The organism is Neobacillus sp. SAB-20_R2A, assembly GCF_049568635.1.
Classification (GTDB): domain Bacteria; phylum Bacillota; class Bacilli; order Bacillales; family Cytobacillaceae; genus Neobacillus; species Neobacillus citreus.
The window spans coordinates 3,447,540-3,460,331 of record NZ_CP145895.1; the positions used below are offsets into that span (position 1 = coordinate 3,447,540).

A 12,792-nucleotide genomic window follows, 5' to 3' on the forward strand; every position below is an offset into this window, starting at 1 on the left:
CCTTTAAATTCCGGCACTATCGATTAACTCTAACTCTTCCACTTTTTCGAATTCCCTTAACACGAGTTGACGGAACTCTTGAAAGGACTTGGTTGACTTTTTCCGGGGAAATGGCAAATCAATGTTAATTATTTTTTGAATCGTACCTGGCCTCGCACTCATGATCACGACTTTGTTTCCCAAATATATCGCTTCATCAATATCATGTGTCACAAAGACCATCGACGTTTTCTCTTCCTTCCAAATATCCAAAAGTGCATCCTGCATATGGGAACGAGTAAACGCATCTAATGCGCCAAAGGGTTCATCGAGAAGGAGGATTTTTGGTTTTCTCAGCAAGGCTCTCGCGATTGATACTCGCTGCGCCATTCCCCCAGATAGTTCCTTTGGATACGCTTTTTCAAATCCCCCCAGCCTGACAAGCTTGATTAGCTTTTCTACATTCTTTTTCACTGTGCTATCCGTCAATGGAAGGCTTGCCGCGATGTTCCTTTCAACTGTCAGCCATGGGAATAGTCTGGGCTCTTGAAAAATAACCCCTTGCTTAATACTCGCACCCGTCACCCTTTCTCCATCTAACTTGATTACACCCGAATATTCCATATCCAGACCCGCCATTGCCTTTAGCAGAGTACTTTTTCCGCAGCCACTTGGCCCGATAATCGTAATGAACTCGCCTTTTTTGACATGTAAATCTATGTTATTTAAAACATGAGTCTGCTCCCTTCCTTTTACAAAGGTTTTATTTAATTGGTTAATTTCTAATAGTGTCATAGTAGTCTCCTTTTATTTTTTCAAATTGATTAGCTGGTCTTAATAGGCCAAGGTGTTCTCGCAAGGTCCGGCCTGAATATTCTTCTCGGAACAGTCCACGGTTTTGTAGTTCTGGAATGACCAAATCAACAAAATCCTCCAAGCCGCCTGGCAGATACGGCGGCATAATATTGAAGCCATCCGCTGCCCCGTTTTCAAACCATTCCTGCAGCTGATCGGCGATTTGAACAGGTGTTCCTTTGATCTCGCGATGCCCCCTGGCCCCCGCAACCCGCTGGTATAATTGACGGATCGTTAAATTCTCGCGGTCTCCTAAATCCTTGATGAGTTGGAATCTTGTTTTCGCACCGTTTATATCGTTTATATCCGGCAATTCTGGCAGTGGCTCGTCTACTGGGTAGCCCGATAAATCAAAGCTAATAAGCGATGACAGCAGCCCAACTCCAACTTTTTCCGGTATTAATTCAATCAGTTGTTGTTTCTTTTCATTTGCTTCTTTCTCTGTCCTTCCGATGACCGGAAACACACCTGGCATGATTTTCAAAGAGTCCTCCGCTCGACCATATTTCTTTAAGCGACCTTTTACGTCCTGATAAAAGGTTTGGGCCTCACCGATTGTTTGCCAGGCTGTAAAAATGACTTCTGCCGTCTTCGCCGCAAGTTCCTTCCCAGCTTCCGATGAACCAGCTTGAATAATCACCGAATGACCTTGGACAGGTCTTGATATATTTAATGGTCCTTTTATGGAAAACCAATTCCCTTTATGGTTTAAGCGATGCACAAGATTAGGGTCTGCAAATCTCGCAGATTCTTTGTTTATTTGTAGGGCATCGTCCTCCCAGCTATCCCAAAGCTTCCTGACCACGTCTACAAATTCTTCGGCTCGTTCGTACCTCAACCCATGTTGCAGATGAAGCTCCTTACTGAAATTCAGCGCCTCTTCCTCGCTTGAGGATGTCACCACATTCCAGGCAGAACGCCCTCCGCTAAGATGATCAATAGTTGCGAACTTCCGTGCGAGATGAAAAGGTTCATTGTAGGTTGTGGATGCTGTGGCAGCCAATCCAATATGCATAGTCACTGCTGCTAAAGCGGCAAGCAGGGTTACCGGATCGGGTCTTACGTTGACGCTCTGCTCAATGCCGACTCCATTTCGATCATTTACCGCATAACCGTCTGCGAAAAAGATCATATCAAATTTTCCGCGTTCTGCTGTTTCTGCCAGTTTCCTATATAAATCGAAAGATAGAATCTGTTCTGTGGGGCTCTCAGGATGCCTCCAAGAAGCTACATGATGGCCTGGAATCATAAAAAATGCCCCTAAATTCATTTGACGCTTTTGATTATTCAATACAATCGTCTCCCTTATGTTTTATTTATATAAAAAGGCCTGCCTTTTATTTTGTATAAGGCTGGCCTTCGTTTGTACGATCGGCGTTTTTTGTTGTTTGAGGTTCTTCGTTCGGACAGTTCCTCTGCTTTTTTCACCAGTTTTGTCCGAAGCGACCCTTGGTTCGGACACTTCCTCTGCTTTTTTCACCGGTACTGTCCGAAGCGCCCCCTTGTTCGGACACTTCCTCTGCTTTTTACACCGGTATTGTCCGAAGCGCCCCCTTGTTCGGACACTTCCTCTGCTTTTTTCACCGATTTTGTCCGAAGTGACCCTTGGTTCGGACACTTCCTCTGCTTTTTTCATCAGTTTTGCCCGTAGGAACCCTTCTCATGATTTTTAATGAAGTCATTTAGTTTTTTCATTAGTCCTCCATGACCAAATCTTAAAAATTTAGTTGATTCGGTTTTATTTTCCTGGTAGGCAAAATCCAGAAATGCTAATATAAAAATCCTTCTATGTGCAATCTGAACAATACCATACTCGAAAAACCAATCGTCAATCATGTTATATACTCCGCGATTAACACGGTATTGGTGGTTGCATTTTTGAAAGAAGTGTAGGTCTGGGAGATTTAAAAAATGGTTTGTTATTAAATTGTTGTTCTCGGCTGACAAAGGTAACTCCAGATTGTTTATGGTGTTCTTTTGCATTTAAATACCTCCAAAAATCTGTTTTAATTAATGACCACTACCTTTTCTAGTAATTCAAGTACTGCTGATGTCAGTCGTTCTTCGAGCTGCGGATCGACAAATTTGATTTCATCACCTGTATAGCTAACCTGTGCGTCCACAATATAAACTCCTTGTGGAATTTCCCGTGCGCCCAGAACTGAAAATAATGGTTTAAATGCATATTCAAGCGTTAATAAATGAGCAAGGGTTCCACCCGATGCAATCGACAGCACTGTCTTGCCCGCAAGGCCTTTCTCAGGAATTAAATCAAAAAAGCTTTTTAAAATCCCTGGATAACTTGCTTTATAGACCGGACTTACGACAATCAATGCGGCCGAATCCTCTACCAACTTTTTGGCTTTATTGATTTCTGAATGGTTAAACTGTGCGTGAAGCAATGCTTCTGCGGACAGCTCCCTTACTGACAGATGCTCCACCTTCGTTCCCTTTTCAGCCAGGATGTTTTTAATAAATGCAGCAACCGCAGCGGTACGTGAAACTCTCGTTGGACTTCCCGAAATAATTAAAATGTTTGTCATCTTTATCTGCTCCTCTTTTATAAAAATTTAAAAATAAAAAGGCCCCTAACTCTAAAAATAGTTAAGGACCTTCAGGTGCCTGATCGGTCATATTTTGTATTCCATTTGATTAACCCTAGATTCGTATGTGGGTGGCAGGTTTGTATAAATTGCCGATATTCATTCTCCAATTCAGATAGTGATAATTCAAAAAGATGTTTATCCGCTTTCTTATAAACGTTAAAGGCAATCAGTTTATCTATTAATCTTTGCCGCCTTTGTTCCACTGCTTTCCTTAGAATGTTCCCCACTTAAAACACCCCTTATATTTAGTTAATGTAGACAAAAAGGCCCTGCAATGTTTAATCATGTGATTTCAACATTGCAAGGCCTTCAGTAGACTGATCGAACCTTTATTATTCCGATTGGTTAACTTTGAATTATAATTTATCAGCATTTTCCATCATTGTCAACTACAAATTGATACACGGGGATGTTTCGAATCCACTGAAAGATGATCCTAAGAAGCTGAAGCGTTACTTTTCTTGGGCTCACGGGCAAAATAGACCCCTTATTTTTACCGGTGCTCTTCTTTTCTTGGGCTCACGGGCAAAATAGACCCCTTATTTTTACCGGTGCTCTTCTTTTCTTGGGCTCACGGGCAGAATAGACCCCTTATTTTTTACTGGTGCTCTTCTTTTCTTGGGCTCACGGGCAAAATAGACTCCTTATTTTTACCGGTGCTCTTCTTTTCTTGGGCTCACGGGCAAAATAGACCCCTTATTTTTACCGGTGCGAAACTTTTTTTGCACTCACGGGCAAAATAGACCCCTTATTTTTACCGGTGCGAAACTTTTTTTGCACTCACGGGCAAAATAGATAGCTTATTAAAGACATTTTTGCCTTCCCCAAGTAGTTGGTCTTTAAGAAGGCAAGATAAGGAGTGTTTTTCAGTAGTCTCGGACGGTTTTCGTGCATCATTAATCAAGAACCATCCACAACTGACCTTATAGTCTAAACTAAAACTTTTTTTTCAATGGTTTTCTCAATATATGTTTGTGTTTTCTTAATGATTTCATCCCTGTCATAATCCATTGATGCCACATGGTAAGAATGATAAAGTGTCACCACTTCTTTTTGAGTTGACCCAACATGGTTGAATATATAATCTGTGCATTCGTGAGGAACTACATGGTCCTCAAGCGATTTAAAGCAAAGGATAGGTTGTGTGATCGTTGGGATGATATCAGGTGTTTTCTTCATGATCGCCTGGAGTTCATGAATGGACTGAAGTGGAACTTTGTTATAGGTTATTTCATGAACACCTTGTAATCTTATATCCGGCGAACCTTCGGGAAGAAATCTTGGTTTTGATTTCCCAACCAAATATTCATAGTCTGGTAAACTTAAAGCAGCATTAATAGTAACGATTCCCTCTATATCAGCATATTTATTTGCCAGCCAGAGTACTAATGCCCCTCCCATCGATTGACCAATGACAAAGATCGTGGAGCAGCGTTCCTTTAAAAACTTGTAACCTGCTTCCAAAGCTGAAAACCAGTCATGATGCGTAGTATTCTCTAGGTCCCGATAATGTGTTCCATGACCTGTTAACCTTGGGGCATAAACCGTATAACCCAGTTTGGAAAATTCTTGTCCCAAGTATTGCACACTTTGAGGAGTGCCCATAAATCCATGGGAAATTAAGATGCCCGTATCGTTCCCTTCAATAAAAAATGACTCCGCTCCAGCCAAAACAGGATATTGTTCTTTCATCCCGCGTCCCCTCCTTAAACGACCATTTCCATTTTTCTAATTAACGTGATTATAATTCATATTATTCCTACCTGTCAACTAAGAATTATGAAGCATAGGGACGGTTCTCGTGTCTCAAAATGTTAGACTCTCCACGACGGGCTTAAGATTTCTAATAACTTTAATTTCACTCTAGCAACTTTCACAATACATCGGAAAGGTGATAATAAATCCTAATGGAAATGAAAAAAGTCCTTATGCTTTAATTTTACAGAAGGACTTTAAATATGTTTATTATTGATTCTTTTTCCTAATTAGTTCATCTCGATCGGATGCCATTGGAGGCTGTTCCAACCATCCATTTTTTATCATAATATTAGCTCCATCTTCAGCAAACAACTGCACTTCTAAAGATAGCCTGTTATACATTGCACTAATATCACCTCTTGGACTTTGGCTGACTGCTGTGCCGTAATACCCTACGCTCAAAGTAACCAAACCAGATGTGTAGAACATCATAAGTTTATCAGAAAATGTATACGCTGTACTATTCGTTATTTCTGAATCCCATGCCATAGGTGCAGGGAGTTTACTTTCCTCTAACTTTCCTCTAAATAATTTAATATGTTTATTCCCAATTTCTAAACCTTTTAAAAAGAATTGTTTTACATCTTTATTTTGTGCAACCTGGCTAAATCCAGTAAGTGTCGCAACTCCTAAAGCGTTTCTTTGGAGATTGGCAAATAAAGCGTCTACTTCGGCAGCGGTTAATGGTCTTTTCTCTCCAAACACATCTAACATAAACCATTGCTTTTTCACAAATTCAACCTTTTCTAAATTAGGCAAGCTGGGAGACCTGATAAATAATCCTTTTGACAGTAATAATTCAGTTGAAATTTTAAATAATTGCATTGTTTCGGTAAGGCACTCCATATAATAACTTTTAATGTCATTTCTTACAGATGCCGCTACACTTCCAGCATAAGAAATGAGACCAATCTTAGACATTTGGTTTATAAAATTAAGGACAAAAGTGTCAGAATAAAGTCTAGGAGCGGATAAATCTACATCCTCTTTTATACTAAAACCGCATGGTACAACATTTTTTTCCTCTGTTAAAATTGCTGTAATTTTTTGAATATGTGATTGAGATAACTCTAAAGCAAATTTAATAATAGGTTTAATTTCAACATCCTCAGCTTTTTCTAAAAAATACGAAAGAACACACATGCTTGAGCTATCATTTAAGTATTGAATCCAAAGTTGGGCAATCTCACCTGCTGTTAGCCTGATCTGTTTTCCTTTTTCCTCCATAAGTAACCTCCAAAAAAGATATACTAAAAAATACCTTCCCCATAAATTACGTATAGTATGTATTAGTTACCTTTAAAACCCCATCGTGTAAGCACCCCAAAAGTCAGAATTCAATTTTGGGAAGCAGTATAGATCGCTAGCTCATTTTCATACTTGCACCCCATCTGTTTAATATGAGCTTACCCCTCAAGATTTTCAATTACTTTCAAAAAACCCTATTTTAGGAGTAGTTTTTTTAGTTAAGAAAAATACTATTAAATGAAAAAAGACCATCGTCCACCGATGATCTTTATACTCGCTTTGCTCCAATATATCTAGGATGCCAATATGGGTTGCTTGTGTAGGTGATAATGACCCCTTTTGATGAGGATGCCATGATCATTTTCCCGTATCCGATATAGATAGCAACATGGGTTGGGGCACTTGCTTTGGATGGTCCATAGAACAGTAAATCACCAATCTGCAAATTAGATGGCCGATATCCATTTCCATAATACATTTGGGCAGCAGTGCGATTTAGTGTTCTTCCCGCTTTTCCGTAAGAATACTTCACAAGACCTGAACAGTCAAATCCGCTTGGCGAGATCCCGCCCCATCGGTAAGGAACTCCGATATTAGATTTCGCAATTGAAACCGCTGCTGTATGATAATTATAAGTTGCTGCTTCCGCGTTATCACCCTTGGCGGCGAACAAAGAGCCACAAGAAGCTAAAATGGTAAAGGCTACGATGAATTTCTTTAGCATGATTGTTTCCTCCTCGTGTGATTTGATAGGTTCACTATACTAGAAAGGTATAACAGACTCATCACAGCAATATGATAATCTTGTTACAAAATTATTCTAGAATAATTAGATCTGCTTTCTTTTTGTTATTAACCTGCCCACTTTAGCTGAACGAGAAAAGCGATTGCTCTTATTGAACAATCGCACTTTTAACTCCGATTCCCGTTAACTGGAACAAAAGGGCTTACCTTGGTTCACCAGCAAAAAACTACGTTTATTGAATTATCTTCTATTCAATTTTTAATAGCTCAAATTCCTAATATTTAACAATTGATTAATAAACGTTTTCACTGATATGTTGGATAACGGTTCCTAAACAGAAAGCAGGGGGCATTTTTTTTGTTGGTTAAAGGAAGCAAAGTAATATTCGATTCAAAAATGTATGTAATTCATTGGATATATGATAGCGGGTACTGCGAAATTAAAAACGATGACTATATTAAGTTAGTTAAACTTTCAGACCTTACACCACTAGAATAAGCAAATCATATTTTCTGATTTGGGAACCATTAAGCACTCTCTAAACGGGTGCTTTTTTATTTCCAAGAAACGTCTAAAATTTTTTGTTGTTACCCATTTCTTATTAAACAAACTCGCCCCTTTAGATCAATAAAAAAGGCTGCACTTTTGCAGTCGTTTCTTAAAGGAAATGGCAGATAGTTGAATAAGAAAACTATTTATCCTAGTCTATTTGAGACATAATTAAAAAACCAACCCTAAGAGTTGGTTTTTATTATCGTGGTAGACCAGGAGGATAGTAATATGGAGGTACTTTAAGCCACCCTCGTTTACGCATAAGTGTTTTTAAGGTTGTTCCAAATGTTGCCCATTCCAGATAGTTTTGTAACCAAATTAACCCGACATCATTTCGAACAGAATCAGCTTGTCCCTTAGAGCACGCTTGCAAACATGTAACTACCTTGAATGCTATACCATTTGCAAGTTCGTTATCCGTCAGCTTTACACCTAAGGGAATACCATTTGGGTCTGAATTTGGTTTTGATGATGATACATCTGGTAAGGGAATTCCCTCTTTTTTCATAAAACTGCTTAATTTTTTTACTTGTGATTCACATATCTGAATTACATCCTTTAACATTTCTTTCATTTCATCATCTGTTGTCGTATTTAATCCCATTTCCTCATAACGAATGAACTCTTCCATTAATGTTAAATACGTCCAACAGTCACCAGCTTCAATGATATGTAACGGTGATTTAGGCTCATTTGTGGTATCAATCGATATTTTAAGCATGTTCCAAATCGCTTCTAAAGGATTAGACATTACCACACCTCCTGAACTGTATTATTCCAAATTTATTCAAAACACATGTAATATTTGTAAAATTATTGAACTTGTTGTATTAACCAGCCTAAGTATATAAGGTATATTTACCACGCTCTTCGTTAGTCAATACTCATTTTGTACCTGCAGATAGAAAACCAAATTTTATCAATCTAAACACCCATTAAATCCCCATTTTGTTACAAACCCCGGACTGCTCCAGATGTTAGCTTTGTTGCGTATGGCTAGCTGTTCATCGTCCCTAAATAAAGTTAGAAATTTATAGGGAGGATTCATCACGTAAGCCACCCGCGCAAATCCTTCCTTCAGCAGGATTTCTTGAACCGATTTTCCATCGACATACACATAGGCCAGCAGCCGACCGTAGGCATCCCTTGTATTCCCCTCTTCCAATACCAAAGTCAAGCCTCCTGACTTCACCAGCTCGTCATTCCTTGAAAAAGCTTCCTTCGCATAGGGCTGGGTGCACATTCCCGGCTTTTTCGATTCCGGGGTATCAATCAATAAATAGCGGACCGCTTCAACTTTTCCGTTTACTCTTGCACGGATTGTATCTCCATCGATGGTTTCTACTAGAACAGCCGGTACCCGCTCCTGTGTATAAAACGAAGACGCTAATGCAGGAGTCGTTTCCCTATTCTGTTGAACGCTGCTCCAGTTGTTTTGGAGGGATCCCGGCTGCAATGCCAGAAGGGCGGTTCCTGCGATAAGGGTCAAGCCGGCTATTTGCTTTTTCATTAAGCTTCACCTCCTCCCTGCACCGGCAAATTTATAAACCGTTTTCACCCTTTATTTAGTGAAATGAATCGAAAAAGGAAAGGGTCGAAAGAAAATTTTTTTGACATGGCGAACTTGTGAAACAGAATGAAACTCCTTTCTATTAAAAGCAACCCATACTAAAAAGGGAACGCAAAAAAAGTGTACCTTAATCCTGTACACTTTTACTAAAAAATTTTGCCTTTTTCAATAATGCTTTTAATACTATACCTATGACAACACCCGGAATCACGCATAACATTGGAAACCAAACTGTTCCCAAGGAAAACCCAAATAACTTTACCTTTGCTGAATAGATAAGGCCCACAGTAACGAAAAAAGCACATAGAACAAATGGTAAGAACGAATAAGGCTCTTTACCTCCACCTGCATCTTTAAAAGAATCCCACATGGCAAAAAAATAGACACACGGATAAAACATTAGCCATTGGTATTCTGTCTTGTCAATGGCTCTTTCAATTTCACCGATAAAACTAAGCAAGATTAATTCATTAAAATGAGATTGACCATTAATAAGAAATTCCAATGATATAAATATGATTCCTTTAAGGTATTTTCCATTCAGTAATTGACCAAATCCAGGGAGTGCGATACTCCATAACAATTTTTCTTTTGGATTCAAATCTTTCTAACCTTTTTCTTTTAGATTTTTGACGATGTTAGGCTTTTGGAATAATAAGGGATGGTTACTCGTTTTTTGCTAACTTATTTCTTTCAATGGCATACGGGGGCTGCTCCATCCAACCGTTCTCCACCATTATCTCTGCTGCATCCTCAACAAATGATGCAAGGCGCAATAATGACTTTGTGTACATAAGCCCAATATCATGTCTACCATTTACTGCCTCAGAATTTCCAAATGCCCTAAGTTTCATGGAGAACATATCCATTTTATGAAACAACATTAATTTATCTGAAAATGGAGCAAAAGTTGATTTTGTAACCAAATGGTCAAGATAAGATGGCGTAGGCAAATCTTCTTTATGTAGTTTTTCCATGTAGGCTTCAACATGTTTATGAGTCATTTTCTTCCCGCGAATAAACAGCTCGCGAATCTTTTCCGATTTTACCACTTGGCTAAAAGCCATAATGAGTGCTTTACTTGTTACATTATTTTCAATATTGTCGTAAAGGTGAGTAACCTCTAATGCATGTAATGGCCGTACATCTCCTAAAAAACCATTTAAAAATTCTTTTTGAACAAATTCCACTTTATCGGGTACTGGAATAATAGGGGGTTTGATAATAAGACCTTTACCCATTAAGATCTCTTTGATTTGTTTCATCAAAGCAATGGTGGAATCCAAACAATAAATAAAGAACTCTTCTACATCCTTTCTATAAACAAGCGGTACGGCAATGTGATATATGCTCAACCCCGCTTTGGCAGCATATTTAAGATAATGAACATAGTATTCATCTTCAAATAAACGAGGAGCACCAACGTTTAGATCTTCCTCTTCTGAAAAACCTTTCGGAATCGGGAAATTTTCTTTCTTGAATATCGTTTCTGTCGTTTTCATGAATTCCTTGCTTAATTTTAATGCGTTCTCTAATAATGTCTTAATATCTTGATCATCAACATGTTGAAGGAAATAGCGTATAATGCATCCTGACATGCTGTTACCCATATAGGTCGCCCAAAGTTTACCCATTTCTGCTGAAGTAAGATTTTCAGTTAGGTCCGTTTTTTCTGAACTTAAATTAATTGGCGTTAGCGGTTCCATTAAGAAAAATCTCCCTTTTCGAGTTTTAAGTTAGTATTCTCCTCCATTCAAATCATATTCAGGTGTAACTTAACCTTAATAATCAAAAGGGTTACAAAAATAAGCAATGCGAAATAACTTTTCTGTTCAAAACATTTCAACAGGAGTGATCTTAAAAATCAAATTGGCAACTCCCTCGTATACTCTTTTTTATGTAAGTATGGTGATATACATTGTTCACTTATCATTTTTATTTTTATGAGGATAGGTATGTTTACTGTTAACCAGTCTTCTTAAATCACCCCTAAAAATGGAGTCTTTCATTTCATGAAGGCTAAATGGGATGAAAGGAGACAAATAGGGAACACCCATGGACCTAAGCGATGCCATGTACAAAATTAATAGAAAAAAACCGATGAGTATCCCAGTCATCCCTAAAAAATTTCCAATTAACAAAAAAACAAGACGGAGTAAATTTAAAGCTCCCCATAAGCCGCCGCTTGCAATATGCATACTTGTCAAAAAGTTTACACCGACCACAATCATTGTTAAAGGGTGAATGACTTTAGCGAAAACAGCGGTCTCTCCGACAGTGATTGTTCCAATTAAAGTAACAAGTAAGGTGGTATTTTTGGGAATTCGCAAAGTTGCTTCAAGAAGCGAATGAAAAATAAATAAGATAAACAACACTTCCCATACAAACGGCAGCATTGTATCTGAACTCGATAATAATTTTTTGTCAAATGACGAAGGAAACCAACTTGTATGAAATCGAGTAATGGCTATATAAATAGCAGGTAATAGGAGTGCCAAAACCCAACTAAACAATCGAAAAATTCGAATGCCAAAACGGCCAGCTTTTGAATTATATTCATCTGGCTGCTGAAAATAATGGATAAAGAGACAAGGCACAATCAATACAAAAGGTAAGCCATTTATAATAAGTACGACTCGCCCCTCAAATAATGCCGATACTGTTACATCGGGGCGCTCGGTCGTAAAAACTAAGGGAAATAACGTTTTTTTCTCCTCTAATGCGTCCTCAATGACTCGAGCTTCCAATAAATAGGTTACATCGATTCCATTAATTTTCTTTTTTACTTTTTCAAGTACCTGTTTATCGACAAATCCTTCCATAAACAGTAAGGCCACATCTGTTTTTGAATCATTTCCAATTTGATACGATTCTATTTTCAGCTTTTGCGTCTGAATCATATTCTGCAAAAGATTTAAATTAACCTTCAGCTGTTCATTAAATCCAACCATGCTGCCTTTAATCGTTTGTTGCGTATTAGGTCCTGACACGGATCTTGTTTGCCAATTTGCGACATCTGCCAGAATTCCCTGATTATAGCCATCAATTAAAACCAAACATTTTCCTTTTGTTAGGGCGGTTGCAATCTCATCAATTGAAGACTCCACTGTAACGTCAATGATTGATAGATGATCTTTTATAACAGACTCAATACTTATCATCTTTGTCATTTTCAATAAAGGGGTTAAAATATTCTCTTGGATGTTTTGGGTATTTGTGATCCCATCCAAATAAAAAATAGAAGCTTCACTTTTGGTTTTATCTCCGACATTTAATTTTCGTATTTTCAAACTGGATAAGCCATTAAACCGTTCTGAAATAGCTTTTAGATTGCTATGTAGGCTTATAGATATTTCTACTCTGGTCATAACTCGATTCCTTTTTAATTTTAGTATGACCTGCTGTTTATAAAATTTGCTTATATAATAAATACTTCTTGTCTTATTTAACAGCATAACAATTTCTAATTAAATTAATAA

Annotated in this window: 14 protein-coding genes; all 14 read right to left on the reverse strand. The window is 38.1% G+C overall.

Features of this window, described 5'->3' with window-relative positions:
• Positions 1-3: 3 nt before the first annotated feature.
• The 14 genes from V5M37_RS16680 to V5M37_RS16745 all read right to left on the reverse strand — a co-directional run bounded on the left by V5M37_RS16680 (position 4) and on the right by V5M37_RS16745 (position 12,681).
• Complete coding sequence (locus tag V5M37_RS16680) at positions 4-774, reverse strand: ABC transporter ATP-binding protein (protein ID WP_423798296.1); 771 nt, start codon at positions 772-774, stop codon at positions 4-6.
• A complete protein-coding gene (locus V5M37_RS16685; RefSeq protein WP_423802638.1) occupies positions 755-2,104 on the reverse strand; it encodes an LLM class flavin-dependent oxidoreductase in 1,350 nt (449 codons plus the stop codon). The genes V5M37_RS16680 and V5M37_RS16685 overlap by 20 nt, the downstream gene beginning before the upstream one ends.
• A 42-nt stretch (positions 2,105-2,146) precedes the next feature.
• Positions 2,147-2,470, reverse strand: a complete 324-nt coding sequence (locus tag V5M37_RS16690; protein ID WP_423798297.1) for a hypothetical protein — start codon at positions 2,468-2,470, stop codon at positions 2,147-2,149.
• Entirely contained in the window at positions 2,470-2,817 is a 348-nt protein-coding gene (locus tag V5M37_RS16695; RefSeq protein ID WP_423798298.1) for a hypothetical protein, read from the reverse strand. Before V5M37_RS16695 ends, V5M37_RS16690 begins: the two co-directional genes overlap by 1 nt.
• 23 nt (positions 2,818-2,840) lie before the next feature.
• Complete coding sequence (gene ssuE / locus V5M37_RS16700; protein WP_423798299.1) at positions 2,841-3,377, reverse strand: NADPH-dependent FMN reductase; 537 nt, start codon at positions 3,375-3,377, stop codon at positions 2,841-2,843.
• Positions 3,378-3,448: 71 nt separating this feature from the next.
• The gene (locus V5M37_RS16705) at positions 3,449-3,667 is read right to left on the reverse strand and encodes a Fur-regulated basic protein FbpA (protein ID WP_423798300.1); all 219 of its coding nucleotides are present in this window, start codon (positions 3,665-3,667) and stop codon (positions 3,449-3,451) included.
• Positions 3,668-4,370: 703 nt separating this feature from the next.
• A complete protein-coding gene (locus V5M37_RS16710; protein WP_423798301.1) occupies positions 4,371-5,132 on the reverse strand; it encodes an alpha/beta hydrolase in 762 nt (253 codons plus the stop codon).
• 273 nt (positions 5,133-5,405) lie between these two features.
• Positions 5,406-6,425, reverse strand: coding sequence for a DUF3231 family protein (locus V5M37_RS16715; RefSeq protein ID WP_423798302.1), 1,020 nt, complete (start codon positions 6,423-6,425; stop codon positions 5,406-5,408).
• 289 nt (positions 6,426-6,714) lie between these two features.
• Positions 6,715-7,170, reverse strand: a complete 456-nt coding sequence (locus tag V5M37_RS16720; RefSeq protein ID WP_423798303.1) for a C40 family peptidase — start codon at positions 7,168-7,170, stop codon at positions 6,715-6,717.
• Positions 7,171-7,942: 772 nt separating this feature from the next.
• On the reverse strand, positions 7,943-8,494 hold the full coding sequence (locus V5M37_RS16725; protein WP_423798304.1) for a DUF3231 family protein: 552 nt from the start codon (positions 8,492-8,494) through the stop codon (positions 7,943-7,945).
• A gap of 168 nt (positions 8,495-8,662) precedes the next feature.
• Complete coding sequence (locus tag V5M37_RS16730) at positions 8,663-9,253, reverse strand: thermonuclease family protein (protein WP_423798305.1); 591 nt, start codon at positions 9,251-9,253, stop codon at positions 8,663-8,665.
• 187 nt (positions 9,254-9,440) lie between these two features.
• Complete coding sequence (locus V5M37_RS16735) at positions 9,441-9,914, reverse strand: hypothetical protein (RefSeq protein ID WP_423798306.1); 474 nt, start codon at positions 9,912-9,914, stop codon at positions 9,441-9,443.
• Positions 9,915-9,978: 64 nt separating this feature from the next.
• Positions 9,979-11,019: a DUF3231 family protein gene (locus V5M37_RS16740; protein ID WP_423798307.1), complete on the reverse strand. Its 1,041-nt coding sequence runs from the start codon at positions 11,017-11,019 to the stop codon at positions 9,979-9,981.
• Positions 11,020-11,235: 216 nt separating this feature from the next.
• Positions 11,236-12,681, reverse strand: a complete 1,446-nt coding sequence (locus tag V5M37_RS16745) for a spore germination protein (protein ID WP_423798308.1) — start codon at positions 12,679-12,681, stop codon at positions 11,236-11,238.
• Positions 12,682-12,792: the final 111 nt, after the last annotated feature.

Bases quoted from the DNA above. Each gene is read 5' to 3' on its own strand.
- V5M37_RS16680 (WP_423798296.1), bottom strand. From the start codon at position 774: ATGACACTATTAGAAATTAACCAATTAAATAAAACCTTTGTAAAAGGA.
- V5M37_RS16685 (WP_423802638.1), bottom strand. From the start codon at position 2,104: ATGAATTTAGGGGCATTTTTTATGATTCCAGGCCATCATGTAGCTTCT.
- V5M37_RS16690 (WP_423798297.1), bottom strand. From the start codon at position 2,470: ATGAAAAAAGCAGAGGAAGTGTCCGAACCAAGGGTCACTTCGGACAAA.
- V5M37_RS16695 (WP_423798298.1), bottom strand. From the start codon at position 2,817: ATGCAAAAGAACACCATAAACAATCTGGAGTTACCTTTGTCAGCCGAG.
- ssuE (WP_423798299.1), bottom strand. From the start codon at position 3,377: ATGACAAACATTTTAATTATTTCGGGAAGTCCAACGAGAGTTTCACGT.
- V5M37_RS16710 (WP_423798301.1), bottom strand. From the start codon at position 5,132: ATGAAAGAACAATATCCTGTTTTGGCTGGAGCGGAGTCATTTTTTATT.
- V5M37_RS16715 (WP_423798302.1), bottom strand. From the start codon at position 6,425: ATGGAGGAAAAAGGAAAACAGATCAGGCTAACAGCAGGTGAGATTGCC.
- V5M37_RS16720 (WP_423798303.1), bottom strand. From the start codon at position 7,170: ATGCTAAAGAAATTCATCGTAGCCTTTACCATTTTAGCTTCTTGTGGC.
- V5M37_RS16725 (WP_423798304.1), bottom strand. From the start codon at position 8,494: ATGTCTAATCCTTTAGAAGCGATTTGGAACATGCTTAAAATATCGATT.
- V5M37_RS16730 (WP_423798305.1), bottom strand. From the start codon at position 9,253: ATGAAAAAGCAAATAGCCGGCTTGACCCTTATCGCAGGAACCGCCCTT.
- V5M37_RS16740 (WP_423798307.1), bottom strand. From the start codon at position 11,019: ATGGAACCGCTAACGCCAATTAATTTAAGTTCAGAAAAAACGGACCTA.
- V5M37_RS16745 (WP_423798308.1), bottom strand. From the start codon at position 12,681: ATGACCAGAGTAGAAATATCTATAAGCCTACATAGCAATCTAAAAGCT.